Raw genomic sequence first — 16140 nt, 5'->3', positions numbered from 1 at the left:
CGACTTGTCTTGATCGTTATGAGAGGCGTCTTCGCTGGCAGGGTCGGCTCAGGAGCTGTCCGAAATATGTCCTAATAGGGTGCTATGAAGTACTTATGAGATTCATGGGCTTCCTGGGTCTCCCGCCACCTAAGTCAGCCGTGTGCAAAACTTGGCCCGGGTTTACCTGAGGACCCTTTGGGGGTAGTTGTGATCAATGTCGAGGCGAGCAGGCTCAGAGAGCCGGCCGCGTGGCTCATGATCGCCGTAGCGTCCACGCGCGTTCTCATCGGCGTCGAGCAGCTTCTGTTCAGTACATCGTCGGGAACATCCTTCGCGTTTCGCGCCGCCACCAAGGTGGACGATTTCACCTCTCCGGTGACCACCGCACTGCTCGTCGGCGCCGTCCTCCTGGCGGGCAACGCGGGTCCGGCGATCGACCGGCTGAAGCTCATGGTCCAGGTGGCCCTGGGCGCGCTCGGGCTGGCGGCGCTCTTCGGCACGGTCGGCCTGTTCGGCGCCCTGTTCGCCGGGGAGACGGACTTCAGGGAGAAGTTCGAGTTCTTCGTCCTCACCCTCCCGACCCTCGCGCTGACCGGCCTCGCCCTGGCCTACCTGCTGCCGAGGGCCGCCTCCGCCGGGTCGGCCGCGAGAGCCTCGGGGACGAAGGGCTCCGCCGTTCCCCACGGCCCGATCTTCCCCTCGCAGGAACAATACGCCACCCCGCAGGGCGGCCCCGCGGGCCCCCAGGGCGCTCAGCTCCCGCCCCAGGGCGCTCCTCAGGTCCCGCCCCCGGGACTTCACACCCTGGACCAGGCCGCCCAGCACGGCTACGCGCCGCACGAGCAGGCCGCTCCCCAGCAGGGCTTCCACCCGCAGGACCAGGCCCAGCAGCAGGGCTTCCCGCCGTACGAGCAGGGCGCGCAGCCGGGCTTCCACGTTCAGGAGCCGCTCCAACAGCAGGGCTTCCCGCCGCACGACCAGCCCTCCCACCAGCCTTCCCATCAGGCCCCCCACCAGGGCTTCCACGCCCAGGAGCAGACCTCCCAGCACGGCTTCCCCGGGCATGACCAGAGCGGGAACGCCTACCCGCAGCAGGCCCAGCCCGCCCCGATGGTCCAGCTTCCCTACAGCCCGCCCGCGCTTCCCCCCGCGCCGAGCTCCAGCGCCTCCACGGGCGCGGCGGAGGGATACGGCCAGGCGCACGGCTACGGCTCCTCCCCGAACGAGGCCTACCCCCAGACCTCCCAGAGCTCGCCGGGTTCCCCCGCCTCCTACCCGCAGCCGGGGGACAGCCAGCCGTACGGCACGCAGCCCTCCTCCTACGGCCAGTCCCCGGCGCAGCCCGCCTCCCCGTCCTCCGCCGAGGTCTACACCCCAGGGCCGTACGTCCCCGCGGACGCGCAGCCCCAGGCCAAGCCGTACGAGTCCCAGGGTGCGGCCTACGACCCGCCCGCCACGGCCTACGACTCACCGGCCACGGCCTACGACTCACCGGCGACCGCCTACGACCCGCCGGGCTACGCCGCCCCGGCCGAGCAGCCGCAGGCCTCCGCGTACACCGACCCCCAGCTTCCCGGTTACACCCCGCCCGCCGAGCCTCAGCTTCCCGGCTACGCCCAGCAGCCCGAACAGCAGGCTCCCTTCTACGCGGCGCAGTCCGAGGCGCAGGGGGCCTCGCCGTACAGCGGCTCCGACAGCCAGCCGAGGCTCTCCTTCGACAGCCAGGGACAGCAGGGCTTCCCGCAGCCGCCGGAGAACTACGGCCAGCCGTTCACCGGTTACTCCGGCGCGGAGTACGCCCGCCAGACCGAGCCGAACCTGCACTACCCGGCTCCCGCCCCCGACCCGGTCGACCTCCGCTCCCAGCAGATGGCGCAGGCCTACCAGCAGGCGGAGAGCTACCAGCAGTCGCAGGGCGTCTCGCAGCCCACGTCACAGGGGGGAACCGAGCCGCAGCTGAGGGTCCCCGAGTACACCTCCTCGCAGGCGGGCGGCTCCTACGACGACCCGTTCGGCCACCCGCAGGCCCAGCAGGCGCCCCCGGCGCAGCAGCCGTACCAGCAGGGCGGCCAGTGGGAGACCCCGGCGGAGACGACGCTCAGGTTCGACCCCGCCGCCTACCAGGGAGATCCGCTCAGCGGGCCCAGCCCGTCCGCGAGGTCCTGGGACTCCCAGCCCATCGACCCGACCGCGATATACAAGCCCGAGCGCTCGGCTCAGGTCACCGGAGAGGAAAGCTCGGACAGAGAAAGGGTGGGCCCCGGTCAGGAGCAGAACATGTCCTGGTACGGTTCCGACCGCCGAGAGCACTGAACGGGCCAGGCGATCGTCACGGACGTCCGGACGGTCGCCGGTCCAGGCAGGCACACGACCCAGAACCGGGGAGAGCAGGTCTTTCCCCGGATACCGGCATGCCGCTTGACGTCACACAGGCCACGCGCGTGTAATTACACACGTGTTGTTACGCCTTCCTGCTGGTGGGTAAGAGGGAGGCGTTCATAGGGGGGCTCCATTTGCGGGCGGGTGGCAGGGAGGTGTGCAGTGGCCGACCTGGTCATCGCACAGGACAGCATCGCTGAAGAGCAGCTTGGTTGGCAGGAACGCGCGCTGTGCGCGCAGACCGACCCTGAGGCGTTCTTCCCGGAGAAGGGGGGATCCACTCGGGAGGCCAAGAAGGTCTGCCGCTCGTGCGAGGTGCGTGCCGAATGCCTTGAGTACGCCCTCGAGCATGACGAGCGGTTCGGGATCTGGGGGGGTCTCTCAGAGCGGGAACGCCGCAGGATCAAGCGTGAGGCGGTCTGAGGAAGAGGTTCACACGCTCACTGTGAGCGTTTGATCATATATCGGGGGGTCACGTGGCCTGCGGCCACGTGACCCTTTTTTCGTGCATCAGGCATAGCCTGACAGAGGGTGCCGTATCGTGGTCGCGCCGATCATCAGCTCCTCCTGAACACGGGACGCATGTCCATCACCGACTCCCCCAACCCCCACCACACCGTCACCGCGATCGTCGTGGCCCACGACGGCGCTCGTTGGCTGAGGGAGACCCTCGACGCGCTGCTGGGGCAGACCCGCCCCGTCGACCGGGCGGTCGGGGTCGACAACGGCAGCAGAGACGGCAGCGCCGCGTTGCTGACCGGCACCCTGGGCCGCAGCGCCGTCCTCACCCTTCCACGCTCGACGAGCTTCGGCGAGGCCGTCACCACCGTCCTCGGCAAGCTGGGTCCGGCGGAGGGACAGGAGTGGATCTGGCTGCTGCACGACGACTGCGCGCCGGACGAGGGCGCCCTCGAAGCCCTCCTGCGGGCCGCCGACGAGGACCCGCAGGCCGGGGTGCTCGGCCCCAAGCTCCTCGACTGGCTGGACCGCAGGCTCCTGCTCGAAGTCGGCGTCACCGTCGACCTGAGGGGCCGCAGGGACACCGGGATCGACCCCCGCGAGTTCGACCAGGGGCAGTACGCCGGTCTCAGGGACGTGCTATCGGTCTCGACGGCGGGCATGCTGATCCGCAGGGACGTCTGGGAGGAGGTCGGCGGGCTCGACCCCTTCCTGCCGCTGTTCCGCGACGACCTCGACCTGTGCTGGCGGGTCAGGGCCGCCGGATACCGGGTGCGCAACGTCACCGACGCGGTCGCCTGGCACGCGGAGGCCGCGAGCAGGAGACGCCGCCGCATCACCGTCAGCGGCGACCACCCCCGCCGCCTCGACCGCCGCAACGCCATGTTCGTGGTCATGGCGAACCTGCCGTTGCGGTCGCTGCCGTGGGCGCTGGTCCGCAACCTCGCGAGCTCGCTCTTCCACACGCTGCTGTTCCTGGTCGCCAAGCAGCCCGCCAACGCGCTGGACGAGGCCCTCGCGCTCGGCTCCGTGATCGGGCATCCGAGCAGGCTCGTCAGGGCCCGCCGCGCCCGCGCCGCGAGCAGGAGACGGAACGGCGCGGCGGCGGCGATGCTGCTCACCCCGCCGGGCGCCGGTTACCGGCGGCTCGCCGACCGGTTCCAGAGCTATCTCGCCGGGACCGGTTTCGTGGAGTCCGCGGGCCGCCACCACGCCGCCGGCCTCGCGCAGGAGGACGGGGAGGAGCTGCTCACCGACGACGCCGGGGCCACGCGGCGGTTCTTCGGCAACCCGGGGACGCTGCTCCTGCTGGTCCTGATCGCCGTCACGCTCGTCGCCGAACGCGGGCTGATCGGCGGCTCGCGCCTCGGAGGCGGCGCGCTGGTCCCGGTGATCGGCGGCTCCTCCGACCTGTGGCGCCTCTACGCCGAGGGCTACCACCAGGCGGGTCTCGGCAGCGACGCCTGGGCGCCGCCGTACGTCGCGGTGCTCGCCCTGCTCTCCACGGTGCTGTTCGGCAAGCCCTGGCTCGCGGTCACCGTGCTGCTGCTGGGCTGCGTGCCGCTGGCGGGACTCTCCGCCTACGCGGCGACCAGGTCGATGATCCGCGGGCGGTGGACCCGCGTCTGGCTGGCCTCCTCGTACGCGTTGCTGCCCGTCGCCACAGGAGCCGTCGCGAGCGGAAGGCTCGGCACCGCCGTGGTCTTCACGCTGCTGCCCGTCTACGCGGCGCTGGCCACCACGCTGCTGACCGGACAGGGCCGCAGGGTGCGCCGCGCGGCCTGGGGCCTCGGCCTCCTGCTCACGGTCGGCACGGCCTTCGCCCCGCTCGTCTACCCGCTCACGCTGGTCCTCGGCGCGCTGGCCGCGCTCGCCTTCCCGCGCAAGGGACTCACCGGCTCGGTGGTCATCGCCTTCGGCGTTCCCGTGGCGCTGCTGTTCCCCTGGCTGGCCCAGGTGGTCGCCAACCCGGGTCAGCTCCTGCTCGAGGCGGGACTGCACCAGCCCGACCTGGTCGACGCCTCGTTGCCCGCCTCCTCGCTGCTGCTGCTCAGCCCGGGCGGCCCCGGCATGCCGCCGCTCTGGGTGACCGGCGGCCTCATCGCCGCCTGCCTGGCCGCGCTGCTGATGCGCCGCAACCGGATGGTCATCGCCGTCGGCTGGGGCGTCGCGCTCTTCGGCGTGCTGGTGGCGATCCTGGTCAGCCGGACCCAGGTCACCTCGCTGAACGCCGACGCGCAGGCCCCCGCCTGGCCGGGCGTGCCGCTGGCCCTCGCCGCGACCGGCATGCTCGTGGTGGCCGCGCTCACCGCCGACCGGATCGCCGAGTTCAGGGCGGCGGGAGGGCTTCGCAGGGTCGCCGCGCTCGTGGTCGTGGCGATCGCCTTCTCCACACCGGTGCTCGCGGCGGGCATGTGGGTCACCGGAGGCGTCAGGGGACCCCTCGACGGGAACGTCCGCGACGTGATGCCCGCGCTGGCCGCGCTCAACTCGGGCGGAGGCGAGCGGACCCTGCTTCTGCGCGCGCAGGACGAGGGACTGACCTTCACCGTGCTGCGCGGCCGTACCCCGCTGGTCGGCGAGGCGGACATCCCCACGCCGCCGGGGCCGAGGGAGCGGGTCGCCGTCGCGGCGGCCGGACTGGCCTCGGGCAGAGGCGGCGACGACGCGGGCGTGCTGGCCGCCTACGGGATCCGGTTCGTCGTGGTGAGCCCGCCGGTGAGCCAGGAGATCAGCGACGCGCTCGACTCCCAGCCCGCGCTGGCAAGAATGAGCCTGTCGCGCACGCTCGGCGTGTGGCGGCTGACCCAGCCGGTCACGGTTCCCCCCACGCCGCCGGGCGACCCCTGGCACAGCCGCTGGCTCTGGGCCCAGGCCGTGATGGCGCTGGTCGTCTCGATCCTGGCCGCGCCCGGCTCACGGGCCGCGGACGGCCACGCCTCCCATGACATGTCCGAGCCAGCCAGAGAGCCGTCCGCCCGATGAAATCCCTGATCGAGAACCGGTTCAGCCTTCTCGGCCTGGTCCTGGTCGCCCTGCTCGCCCTGTACGGAGTCGCCTCCGCGAGCCAGCCGAAGGCCCTCGCCAAGCCCGCGCAGGGCCTGAGGAAGGTGCCCGTCGCCTCGGTGACGGCCGTCTGCCCCGACACGGGCGACACCGCCGTCGGCGTCGTCACCCCGCCGGGAGGACAGGGACCCGGCGCGGCGGCGATCACCGTCGGCGACAGGAGGCTCGACCCCCCGCGGACACCGGGCAACCTCTGGCACGAGAAGATCCCGGCCAAGTCGGGGCCGCTCGTCGTGACGGCCACGGGAAGCATGGCGGCGGGCCTTGAGGCGTCGCAGACCCGCAGGGAGACCTCGGGCACGCACAGAGGACTGGCCGGGGTGCGGTGCGTCGAGCCCGCCGCGAGCACCTGGCTGGTCGGCCCCGGGCCCGCCGCGGCCGACGTCGCCCTCCACCTCGCCAACCCCTACCCCGCCCCGGCCACCGTGGAGATCATGGTCTACGCCGGGGAGGGGCCGGTGGTCAGCGACTCCGGCAACGTGATCATCCTCAGGCCGGGTGAGAGCCGGACGATCGACCTCAAGGACGTGGCGCCCTCGCCGCTCGTCATGGCCGTCGAGGTGCGCACCAGCTCGGGCAGGGTCACCGCGGCGGCTCGGGCGGTCATGCACGGCGGCCGGGGCGTCGACTGGCTGCCCGCCTCCGCGCCCCCCGCGACCCGCGTCGTGGTCCCCGGAATCCCCGGAGGCGGCGGCGGACGTCAGCTGTTGGTCGCCTCGATCGCGGAGACCGACGCCCTGGTCGAGGTCAAGGCGCTCACCCCGGACGGGACCTACGCCCTCAAGGGCAAAGAACTGCTCGAGGTGCCCGCCGGGTCCGTCGCGACCCTCGACCTGTCCAGCGGCATCGCGAGCCGGGCCTCCGCGATCGTGCTCACCTCGGAGACCCCGATCGTGGCCGGGCTCGTCGTCACCGGAACCGGGAAGAAGACCGACGTGGCCTTCACCGCGGGAGCGGCCCCGATCGTCCTGGGCAGCGTGGTCGCGGACAACCGCACCGGCGGGGACAAGAGCTCCCGACTGGTGCTCAGCGCGCCGGAGGCGGCAGGGAGGGTGAGCGTGCAGGTGCTGCCGCGAGAGGGGCAGGCGCCGGAACCGTTCGAGGTGGACATCCCCGCTGCCCGTACGAAACAGGTCAGCCTGCCCAAGACGGACGGCCCCTTCGGAGTGCTGGTGCTGCCCGCGTCGGGTTCGGGACCTGTGTACGGCGGGCGGGTGATGGACGAGCGGATCAAGAAGGGGCTGGCGCTGACCCTCCAGCCGCTGGCCGCGGCCCGCGTGTGGGCACTGGTCCCGCCGATCACCGAGTCCGTGGCGACCGTGCTGCCCTGAGGCTGTTCCCTGAAGCCGCGTGCTTGGGGGGCGACGCCGGTTCGCCGGGTTGTCCGGGTGGTCCGGCCGGCCGTCTCGGCTGAGCTCTGGCGGGTTCAGGCCTCCGGCCTGGCGGGTCCGGTTCAGGGCGGGTCGCCGCTCAATCCCAGGGCGTGGCTGCCCGGCAGTGCCGACCCCCGGGAAACGCGTCCTAGTCGCCCTCGTCGTATCCAGGGTCGACCGACTCAGGGGACAACCCCAGCAGTCCGGCGACCTGCTCGACCACGGTGTCGTGCACCATCGCGCCGAGCTGGTCGCGGTCGCGGGCCCTGGCCTCGAGGGGGCGGCGGTAGATGATCACGACGGCGGGGCGCTTGCCCACGGCGGGCTCCGCCCTGCCGAACGGGATCGGCTCGCCGGACAGCAGCCCCGGACCGTCACCCAGCTCGGAGACCGGAGGCACCTCCTCGACCGCGAACTCGACGGCCGCCAGCTGGTTGCTCCAGCGGGGCTTGAGGCGGTCCACGGCGTCCAGGACGAGATCGTCGAAGCGCTCGCTGCGCGACTTGGCGATCGGCACGTGAGAGGGGGCCAGCGGACCCCGCATGCCGCGACCGTGCCGGTCGCGCCTGCGGGGAGGACGAGGTCTACCGGGTGCCGAGCTCACGGGCCAAGCTTAGACGCGCATGCGGCGGTGGTGGGAAGGGGTTGTCGGGAGGGTGTGCAAGCCGTACAGGGGGGTGGAAGCCGGGACACGTGTCCGAATTGTGGCGACACGCTCGTTAAGAGCGCTCAGATAGTGGCGCCTCGGACGCTTACCGGATACGGTCCCACCGTGAGCCCCGTCCGCCGCTGTTCCCGCACCGCGTGCAGTCAGCCTGCCGTATTCACGCTCACGTACGTCTACGCCGATTCGACCGCCGTTCTCGGGCCCTTGGCGACGTACGCCGAGCCGCACTGTTACGACCTGTGCGCCGAGCATGCCGAGCGGCTCACCGCGCCCCGTGGCTGGGAGGTCGTCCGTCTTCCCACCGACGGCGCGCCGCCGAGCACCGACGACCTCGAGGCACTCGCCAACGCCGTCCGCGAGGCGGCCAGGCCGGCCCCGACGAACGGCACCGAGCCCGTCGGGCAGGGAGTCGAGGTCGGACGCCGGGGGCATCTGAGAGTGCTCCGCTCCGCGCAGCCCCAGCGTGACCGCTGACCCTGTCCGATCCTGTTCCTAGGCAGGCGAAAGATCTTGGGGACAGGGCCTAGGCTGGGGGCGGCAGAGACGAGATAAAGGGGCGGAGCTGGAGTGGGCGACCTCGCCAGGATCTTCAAGGCGTACGACGTGCGCGGCGTCGTGCCGGACGAGCTAGACGAGGAGACCGCGGAGGCGGTCGGCGCGGCCTTCGTGGAGGTCACCGGCGCCGCGACCGTGGCGGTCGCGCACGACATGCGCGCCTCCTCGGGGCCGCTGGCCGCGGCCTTCGCCCGCGGGGTCACCTCGCGCGGGGCCGACGTGGTCGACACGGGTCTCGGGTCGACCGACATGCTCTACTACGCCAGCGGCAGCCTCTCCGTGCCCGGGGTGATGTTCACCGCCAGCCACAACCCGGCCCGCTACAACGGCATGAAGATGTGCAGGGCGGGAGCCGTGCCGATCGGCGCGGAGACCGGGCTCGTCGAGATCCGCGACAGGGCGGCCGAGCTCCTGGCCTCGGGGGTCGGCGGCGAGGGCGGCGGCGTCGTCTCCGAGCGGGATCTGCTGCGCGGCTACGCCGACCATCTGCGCACGCTCGTCGACCTGTCCGCCGTCCGGCCGCTGCGGGTCGTGGTCGACGCGGGCAACGGGATGGCGGGGCACACGGTGCCCGTGGTCTTCGAGGGGCTTCCCCTGGAGCTGACCGCGCTCTACTTCGAGCTGGACGGCACGTTCCCCAACCACGAGGCCAACCCGATCGAGCCGGAGAACCTCCGCGACCTGCAGAAGGCCGTGCTCGACGTCGGCGCGGACATCGGCCTGGCCTTCGACGGCGACGCCGACCGCTGCTGGGTCGTCGACGAGCGCGGGGAGTCGGTCTCCCCGTCCACGATCACCGCGCTGGTCGCGGCTCGTGAGCTGGCCAAGCAGCCCGGCGCGACGATCATCCACAACCTGATCACCTCGCGGGGCGTCCCCGAGATCGTCGCCGAGCACGGAGGGGTGCCGGTCAGGACCCGTGTCGGCCACTCGTTCATCAAGGCCGAGATGGCCAGGACCGGCGCGGTCTTCGGCGGGGAGCACTCCGCCCACTACTACTTCAAGGACTTCTGGTTCGCCGACACCGGCATGCTGGCCGCGCTGCACGTGCTGGCCGCGCTGGGCGAGCAGGACAGGCCGCTGTCGGAGATCCTCGCCGGCTACGCCCGTTACGCGGCCTCGGGAGAGATCAACAGCACGGTCGCCGACCAGCGGGCCGCGACGGCGCGGGTCAGGGAGAGGTTCGAGGGCCGGGACGGCGTCACGTTCGACGAGCTGGACGGCATGACCGTCTCGGGCCCCGGTTGGTGGTTCAATCTTCGTCCGTCCAACACCGAGCCGCTGCTCAGGCTGAACGCCGAGGCGGCCGACGAGATTCAGATGGCGGCGATCAGGGACGAAGTCCTCGCCGTCGTGAGGAGCTGAGCGAGTGAAGATCGACGAATGGTTGCTGGAGATCCTGGCCTGCCCCAACTGCAAGTCTCCGCTGCGTGCCGAGCCTGAGGTGGACGAGCTTTCGTGCACCTCCGCCTCCTGCGGGCTGGTCTATCCCGTGCGCGACGACATCCCGGTCCTCCTGGTCGACGAGGCTCGGAAGTCGTGAGCTGGGAGCCGGATCGGCTCGACGATCAAGCACTGCTGGTCGACGGCGACCCCTCGGGCATGCTGCGCGCGGTGGCCGCCTCGGCGGCGCAGATCCGCACCTCCCACAGGGCCGCGCGGGAGGCGGATCTCACCGCGGTGACCCGGGGCGGCAGGCCCCGCGCCATCGTGGTCGCGGGCATGGGCGGTTCCGGCATCGCCGGTGACATTCTCGACGTGGTGTGCGGTCACGGCGCCCCGCTGCCGATCGTGACCGTGCGGTCCTACCAGCTGCCCGGCTGGGTCGGCGCGACCGACCTGGTGATCGCGGTGTCGTGCTCGGGGAAGACCGAGGAGACGATCGCGGTGGCGATGGAGGCCGTTCGCCGCGGCTGCCGCCTGCTCGTGCTGGCCGCCGTGGACTCGCCGCTGCACGCGGTCGCCCGGCAGGCGGGCGCGCCGTTCGTGCCCGCCACCACCGGCGGGCAGCCGCGTGCCGCCGTCTGGGCGCTGTCGATCCCGCTGGTGGTCGTCGCGGCGGAGCTGGGCCTGCTCCAGTTGGACGACGAGGTCTTCGAGGCCGTGGCCACGCGCCTGGAGGACGTCGCCCACCGGTGCCGCCCGACGAGCGAGTCCTTCATCAACCCCGGCAAGTCGCTGGCCATGGAGCTGGCCGAGACGGTGCCGATGGTCTGGGGGTCCTCCCCGCTGGCCGCCGTCGCGGCCTACCGGTGGGCCTCCCAGCTCAACGAGAACGGCAAGTACCCCGCGGTCTGGGGAGAGATCCCCGAGGTCAACCACAACCAGGTGGTCGCCTTCGACGGCCCGCTGGCCCGGCGCGACATCTTCGCCGACGAGGCGGGACGCTCTCTGAGGCTGTTCGTGCTGCGAGACGTGGAGGAGCATCCGCAGGTGGCGCGGCGTCGCGAGGCGTCGGTGCGGATGGCGGAGGACAGGGGCGTGCCGGTCACCCAGATCGTCGCGGAGGGCCTGCATCCGCTGGAGCGGCTCGCGACCCTGATCGCGCTGGGAGACTACGCGAGTACATACCTCGCTCTGGGGTACGGGATCGACCCGACCCCTGTGTCGGCCATCACGGAGCTCAAGGCGAGAATTTCCCAATAGGATCCTTCTCGTCTTTTTCGGAATAAATGAGTGGAGGCTGTCGTGAGCGCGGGCGGCGGTACAAAGGCGATCATTGCGGCGTTGGCCGCGAACGTTGCGATCGCGGCGGCCAAGTTCGTCGCCTTCCTGATCACGACCTCGTCATCCATGCTTGCCGAGTCGATCCACTCACTCGCCGACTCGGGCAACCAGGTGTTGCTGCTGGTCGGAGGCAAGCGGGCCGAGCGCAAGCGCACCCCGGAGCATCCGTTCGGCTACGGCAGGGAGCGATACTTCTACGCCTTCGTGGTCGCGGTCGTGCTGTTCACGATCGGTGCGCTCTTCTCCCTCTACGAGGGCTGGCACAAGATCAGCGACCCGCATCCGGTGGAGACGCCGATCGTGGCCTTCGGAGTCCTGATCTTCGCCATCATCGCGGAGTCGTTCTCCTTCCGCACCGCGATCAAGGAGTCCAACCCGCTCCGCGGCAACCAGTCCTGGATGCAGTTCATCCGCAGGTCCAAGTCGCCGGAGCTGCCGGTCATCGTGCTGGAGGACCTGGGCGCCCTCGTCGGACTGGTCCTCGCGCTGATCGGCGTGACGCTCGCCGTGGTCACCGGCAACGGCGTCTGGGACGGCGTCGGCACGATGGCGATCGGCGTTCTCCTCGCCGTCATCGCGATCATCCTCGCCATCGAGACCAAGTCGCTGCTGATCGGTGAGAGCGCGGGCCCCGAGGTCGAGACGCAGATCATCGACGCGCTGGAGAGCGCCCCCGAGGTCGCCAGGGTCATCCACATGCGCACGCTCCACCTGGGCCCCGAGGAGATCCTGGTCGCCGCGAAGATCGCGGTCAACCACGACGACACGGCGGCCGAGGTCGCCAGGGGCATCGACGAGGCGGAGCAGCGCATCCGCTCGGCGGTGCCGATGGCCCGGGTCATCTACCTGGAGCCTGACCTGGACAGGGCCAGGGTCGGCGGAGTCGCCTCCGACCCGCATTCGGCCAACGGCCGCGCCTGACAGGGCCGCCCCTGACAGGGGCCGCTGACAGGGGCCGCTACAGGGGCCGCGCATGGCGTGGAGGACCTGACGGCCCCGTCCCGTGGCGCCCGGAGGGGGCGCGCCATGACACGGTGATCGACCGCGTCCTGGCCGTGCCCCGGTGACTGACCGCGTCCTGAAGGAAGCGAAGAGACGCTCGGCGGTGCTTTCCCCGCCGAGCGTTTCGCATGGTCCGCGGCTCACAGTTCCGACAGCCCCTTGCCCACCGTGACGAGCCCCCCGGTCAGCGCGAGCAGAAGCACCGTCCGCCGGGCGAGCCGCTCCGGCACCCGCTCCGCCGCCATCTCGCCGATGACGGCTCCCGCCGCGATCCCGACGCCGGCCAGCAGCCAGGCGGTGGTCGAAAGCTGGGGCAGCCCCTTGGCGGTGAGGGAGAACCCGTTGACCAGGACACCGTAGAACTGCGCGTTCGGCACGAACTCCCGCACCGTCCAGCCCGCGTTCACCGCGTACAACGACACCGCGGGGCCGCCCACTCCCGCCGAGGAGTTCATGAAACCGCTCGCGGCGCCGGCGGTCAGCGCGCCTGCCATGCCACGCAGGGCGGACACCCTGGCTCCACGCATCACCAGCAGCACGGCCGCGCTCACCACGATCCCCATGCCGACCAGCAGCACGGGGGCGGGCAGGGAGCCGGCCACCAGAGCTCCCACCGGCACGGTGCAGGCGGCGGCGAGGACCAGCGGCACCATCGCGGCCAGACGAACCCCGCGCCATTCGGTGGCGAGTCCGATCGCGCTGATGGCGGCGGCCGCGCAGTTCGAAAGAGCCACCCCCTGAATCGGGCCGAGAAACGCCACCAGGGCGGGCACCGCCACGAGCGCGAATCCGACGCCCGCCATCCGCTGCACGGACGCGCCCGCCAGGACGATGCCGCCCAGCAGAAGGTCGGCGCCCCAACCGCCTGTCACCATGTTCCTCCAGCATGGATGCCCCGTCCTGCAGGGCGGAGTCCTCCAGCCGCTGGGCGGGGCTGTGAACCGCGAACCACCCGGCTTCGGCCGGGAGTCCCGGTCCTTTCGGGCAGGGAGGATGTCAAAGACGGCCCCCCCGTGAACGACCCGTGTGAGTCGATCGAGAAACTCGGGCGCGGACCCTCGGCTTCAGTCGTGGGGTCGGCCCAGCCATCTCGATCCCCGATCATCTCCAGGAGTCTCGCCGCGTGGGACGGGTTCTTCCACTCCTTTTCTCCTGACGGGGAGTCTCTGGGAGTTTTCTCCTGACGGGGAGTCTCTGGGAGAGGGGGCTCACGCGCGCGGGACCACCAGGCCCGACTCGTAGGCGTGGATGACGGCCTGGGTGCGGTCGCGCAGGTTCAGCTTGGCCAGCAGCCTGGCCACGTGGGTCTTGACGGTGTGCTCGGTGACCACGAGACGGGCCGCGATCTCGGCGTTCGACAGGCCCTGGGCGATCAGCCGCAGCACCTCGACCTCACGCGGGGTCAGCGAGCCGCCGGGTGTCACGGGCCGCCGCTGCCGGGAGAACTCGGCGATCAGCCGCCTGGTGACCTTCGGGGCCAGCAGCGCGTCGCCGCGCGCCACCGTCCTGACCGCCTCGGCCAGGTCGTCCGCCCTGACGTCCTTGAGCAGGAACCCGCTCGCCCCCGCGGTGAGCGCGTCGTACACGTAGTCGTCCAGGTCGAACGTGGTGATCATGATGATCCTGGTGGTCTCGGTCTCCAGGATCCGGCGGGCGGCCTCGATCCCGTCCATCTCCGGCATCCGGATGTCGAGCAGTGCGACGTCCGGATGGGTCTCCCCGGCCAGCCGCACGGCCCGCACGCCGTCGGGGGCGGTGCCCACGACGGTGAGGTCGGGCTGCGCGTCGAGCACCGCGGCGAACCCGCGCAGCACGACGGGCTGGTCGTCGGCGACCAGGACGCGGATCCGGCCGCCCGACGGCGTCGTGCCGGGATCGCCCGACGGTGCTGTGCCGAGGTCGGCTGACGGCGTCGTGCCGGGGGCGGCTGACGGTGTCGTGCCGGGGGAGTCCGGTGACGGCGTGCCGGAGGAACTCGGTGACGGCGTGCCGGAGGAGGAGACCCGGCGGTGGTCGGAGGAGGTCATTCCAGGGGAAGGCCCGCCTGGATGAGGAAGCCCCCTGACGGGCCGGGGCCCGCCTGGAACCAGCCGCCGAGGGCCAGCGCCCGCTCCCGCATGCCGACCAGGCCGTGCCCGTTCGAGGTGTCGCCCGACGGGCCGGGGCCGTCGTCGGCGATCCGCAGCACCAGCAGGCCGGGGCGGTAGGTGAGCTCGATCGAGACACGAGCTCCGCGCGCGTGGACGCGGGCGTTGGTCAGCGCCTCCTGGACGATCCGGTAGGCCGAGACGTCCACGGCCTGCGGCACCGGCGCCGCCTCGCCGACCACGTCGAGGTCGGCCTCGCCCTCGTACTGTTCGAGCAGTTCGGGAAGCCGCGCCAGCCCCGGTTGCGGCGCGGTCTCCGGAGCGGTGGTGACGTCGGCGCGCAGCACGCCGAGCAGGCGGCGCATCTCGGTGAGCGTGGTGCGTGCCGAGGTCGCGATCTCGGCGAACTCCTGCTTCGTCCTGTCGTCCAGGTCACCGAGCGTGTAGGGCGCGGTCTCCGCCTGAACGGCGATCATCGAGACCGAGTGGGCCACGATGTCGTGCATCTCCCTGGCGATCCTGGCCCGCTCGGCCATTGCCGCCTGCTCCCTGAGGCTCTCCAGGTTGTCGGCGCGCACCTCCCTGATCTCCGTACGGCTGCGCCGCGTGTCCGCGAGGAACGCCGTGCCGACGACGGCGGTGAGCATGAGGAGGAACCAGGTCCCCTCGCTCTCCATGACCAGGGACAGCATGCCGTCCACGCCCCTGCGCGCGAACAGGAGCAGGCCGGCGGCCGCCATGACGAGTGTCACGCAGCCGGTCAGCAGCCAGGCGGCGCGACGGCTCATCATGCGCAGAAGCGTGTAGAAGGACAGCAGCCCGGAGACGTACACGGCGATCGGCAGGTTGTCCGGGCGGAACCCGGCGAGGCCGAGGCCCAGGGCGCCGAGGAGGGTGAGCGCGACCGTCTGCCGGGGCACGATGTGGCGGCCCACGTGGGGCGCGGTCGCCATGACGGCGGCGACGAGAACGGGGACGCTGCCGAGGCGGCTGACCACGACCTCCGCGCACGCGATGAGCGTCAGCGCCGACGTCACCAGGACGTCGCCGACGAGCCGCGGGTTGGCAAAGGGGGATCTCAGGGCCGCCGTGACCTGTTCGAGGGCGGACGGCGAGGTGGAGGGGTTCATGAGGTGAATTCTTCTGACTCGCGGGCCCGGCGTCGTCACTCCTGGGAGCGACCTTGGCGCACGGACGGCCCGTACCGGAGGCGGGCGGCCGCAGGTGTCCGGACGACGCGCAGTGGTCTACGGGGGGCCGGACGACGCGCAGTGCCGGTCCGCGGGGTACGTGGGCCGGGCGACGCGCAGTGCCGGTTTGCGGGGTACGGGGCCGGACGGCGCGCAGCTGTCTAGGAGCGGCCCTGGAGCAGGCGCAGGGCCTTCTCCTTCTCGAAGTCCAGCGCCCTGCGCGGGGCCTGGACGCGCCCGATCCGCAGTCCCAGATCCCGTACGGCCTGCGCCACCGCGGGCTCGCTCAGCACCCGCAGCGCGAAGGACAGCTCGGCGGGGGAGATGTCGAACCGTTTCTCCAGCTCGACCCCCTGGGCGACGGCCGCGAGTTCCTCGTCGCCGAAGCGCCGGTGCGCCCCCTGGTTCCTGACGGGCGGGAGCAGGCCGAGGGCCTCCCGGTAACGGAGCATCCTGGGGGACATGCCCAGCCGTCTGGCGGCCTCGGTGATCCGCATTCTCCGCCCCTTTCGAGGAAATTCGCGGGAATTCAAGGGAAGCTGACATTCTTGTGTCAGGTTACCGCTCTCCAAGGTGCGCTGAGCGGTACCGGCCGCCTAAACTCACATCGTCGACTTTCCGGTGGAGTGGCGAGCCGTGCCCGGGAGCGAAGC

General features: G+C 71.6%; 14 protein-coding genes. 9 read left to right on the top strand and 5 right to left on the bottom strand.

What is annotated here, in order from left to right:
* Nucleotides 1-189: 189 nt before the first annotated feature.
* The 4 genes from PKF00_RS08835 (at nucleotide 190) to PKF00_RS08820 (ending at nucleotide 7217) form a co-directional block, all read left to right on the top strand.
* Nucleotides 190-2295 carry a hypothetical protein gene (locus tag PKF00_RS08835; protein WP_271216889.1) on the top strand — a complete coding sequence of 702 codons (2106 nt, stop codon included), beginning with the start codon at nucleotides 190-192 and terminating at the stop codon, nucleotides 2293-2295.
* A gap of 228 nt (nucleotides 2296-2523) precedes the next feature.
* Nucleotides 2524-2784 carry a WhiB family transcriptional regulator gene (locus PKF00_RS08830; RefSeq protein WP_012888122.1) on the top strand — a complete coding sequence of 87 codons (261 nt, stop codon included), beginning with the start codon at nucleotides 2524-2526 and terminating at the stop codon, nucleotides 2782-2784.
* Nucleotides 2785-2943: 159 nt separating this feature from the next.
* A complete protein-coding gene (locus tag PKF00_RS08825) occupies nucleotides 2944-5805 on the top strand; it encodes a glycosyltransferase family 2 protein (RefSeq protein ID WP_271216888.1) in 2862 nt (953 codons plus the stop codon).
* Nucleotides 5802-7217, top strand: coding sequence for a DUF5719 family protein (locus PKF00_RS08820; RefSeq protein ID WP_271216887.1), 1416 nt, complete (start codon nucleotides 5802-5804; stop codon nucleotides 7215-7217). Before PKF00_RS08825 ends, PKF00_RS08820 begins: the two co-directional genes overlap by 4 nt.
* A gap of 190 nt (nucleotides 7218-7407) precedes the next feature.
* Here PKF00_RS08820 and PKF00_RS08815 read toward each other — a convergent pair whose 3' ends face one another.
* Nucleotides 7408-7803, bottom strand: coding sequence for a metallopeptidase family protein (locus tag PKF00_RS08815; protein WP_271216886.1), 396 nt, complete (start codon nucleotides 7801-7803; stop codon nucleotides 7408-7410).
* Between the two features lie 228 nt (nucleotides 7804-8031).
* On the opposite strand from PKF00_RS08815, the gene PKF00_RS08810 reads away from it, so the two are divergent.
* The 5 genes from PKF00_RS08810 to PKF00_RS08790 all read left to right on the top strand — a co-directional run bounded on the left by PKF00_RS08810 (nucleotide 8032) and on the right by PKF00_RS08790 (nucleotide 12129).
* Nucleotides 8032-8400 (top strand): DUF3499 domain-containing protein, encoded by a 369-nt coding sequence (locus PKF00_RS08810; RefSeq protein ID WP_271216885.1) that lies wholly within the window; start codon nucleotides 8032-8034, stop codon nucleotides 8398-8400.
* Between the two features lie 93 nt (nucleotides 8401-8493).
* Complete coding sequence (locus tag PKF00_RS08805) at nucleotides 8494-9846, top strand: phosphomannomutase/phosphoglucomutase (RefSeq protein ID WP_271216884.1); 1353 nt, start codon at nucleotides 8494-8496, stop codon at nucleotides 9844-9846.
* 4 nt (nucleotides 9847-9850) lie between these two features.
* Nucleotides 9851-10024: a Trm112 family protein gene (locus tag PKF00_RS08800; protein ID WP_184712993.1), complete on the top strand. Its 174-nt coding sequence runs from the start codon at nucleotides 9851-9853 to the stop codon at nucleotides 10022-10024.
* On the top strand, nucleotides 10021-11127 hold the full coding sequence (locus PKF00_RS08795; protein WP_271216883.1) for a bifunctional phosphoglucose/phosphomannose isomerase: 1107 nt from the start codon (nucleotides 10021-10023) through the stop codon (nucleotides 11125-11127). The genes PKF00_RS08800 and PKF00_RS08795 overlap by 4 nt, the downstream gene beginning before the upstream one ends.
* A 42-nt stretch (nucleotides 11128-11169) precedes the next feature.
* Nucleotides 11170-12129, top strand: a complete 960-nt coding sequence (locus PKF00_RS08790; RefSeq protein WP_271216882.1) for a cation diffusion facilitator family transporter — start codon at nucleotides 11170-11172, stop codon at nucleotides 12127-12129.
* 221 nt (nucleotides 12130-12350) lie between these two features.
* Here the strand turns inward: PKF00_RS08790 and PKF00_RS08785 are convergent, their stop codons facing one another.
* The 4 genes from PKF00_RS08785 to PKF00_RS08770 form a co-directional block, all read right to left on the bottom strand.
* Entirely contained in the window at nucleotides 12351-13085 is a 735-nt protein-coding gene (locus PKF00_RS08785) for a sulfite exporter TauE/SafE family protein (protein WP_271216881.1), read from the bottom strand.
* A 333-nt stretch (nucleotides 13086-13418) separates the two neighbouring features.
* Nucleotides 13419-14237 (bottom strand): response regulator, encoded by an 819-nt coding sequence (locus PKF00_RS08780; protein ID WP_309298380.1) that lies wholly within the window; start codon nucleotides 14235-14237, stop codon nucleotides 13419-13421.
* On the bottom strand, nucleotides 14234-15427 hold the full coding sequence (locus tag PKF00_RS08775) for a sensor histidine kinase (protein WP_271216880.1): 1194 nt from the start codon (nucleotides 15425-15427) through the stop codon (nucleotides 14234-14236). Before PKF00_RS08775 ends, PKF00_RS08780 begins: the two co-directional genes overlap by 4 nt.
* Before the next feature lie 221 nt (nucleotides 15428-15648).
* On the bottom strand, nucleotides 15649-15984 hold the full coding sequence (locus PKF00_RS08770; RefSeq protein ID WP_271216879.1) for a MerR family transcriptional regulator: 336 nt from the start codon (nucleotides 15982-15984) through the stop codon (nucleotides 15649-15651).
* Nucleotides 15985-16140 lie beyond the last annotated feature (156 nt).

This window comes from Streptosporangium carneum, assembly GCF_027922005.1.
In the GTDB taxonomy this organism is placed as follows: Bacteria; Actinomycetota; Actinomycetes; order Streptosporangiales; family Streptosporangiaceae; genus Streptosporangium; species Streptosporangium carneum.
This window is presented reverse-complemented; position numbering and strand designations above follow the sequence as displayed.

What these genes read in the sequence shown, in the direction of transcription:
- PKF00_RS08770 (WP_271216879.1), bottom strand. Translation starts at nt 15,984, where the DNA reads ATGCGGATCACCGAGGCCGCCAGACGGCTGGGCATGTCCCCCAGGATG.
- PKF00_RS08820 (WP_271216887.1), top strand. Translation starts at nt 5,802, where the DNA reads ATGAAATCCCTGATCGAGAACCGGTTCAGCCTTCTCGGCCTGGTCCTG.
- PKF00_RS08825 (WP_271216888.1), top strand. Translation starts at nt 2,944, where the DNA reads ATGTCCATCACCGACTCCCCCAACCCCCACCACACCGTCACCGCGATC.
- PKF00_RS08775 (WP_271216880.1), bottom strand. Translation starts at nt 15,427, where the DNA reads ATGAACCCCTCCACCTCGCCGTCCGCCCTCGAACAGGTCACGGCGGCC.
- PKF00_RS08815 (WP_271216886.1), bottom strand. Translation starts at nt 7,803, where the DNA reads ATGCGGGGTCCGCTGGCCCCCTCTCACGTGCCGATCGCCAAGTCGCGC.
- PKF00_RS08780 (WP_309298380.1), bottom strand. Translation starts at nt 14,237, where the DNA reads ATGACCTCCTCCGACCACCGCCGGGTCTCCTCCTCCGGCACGCCGTCA.
- PKF00_RS08785 (WP_271216881.1), bottom strand. Translation starts at nt 13,085, where the DNA reads ATGGTGACAGGCGGTTGGGGCGCCGACCTTCTGCTGGGCGGCATCGTC.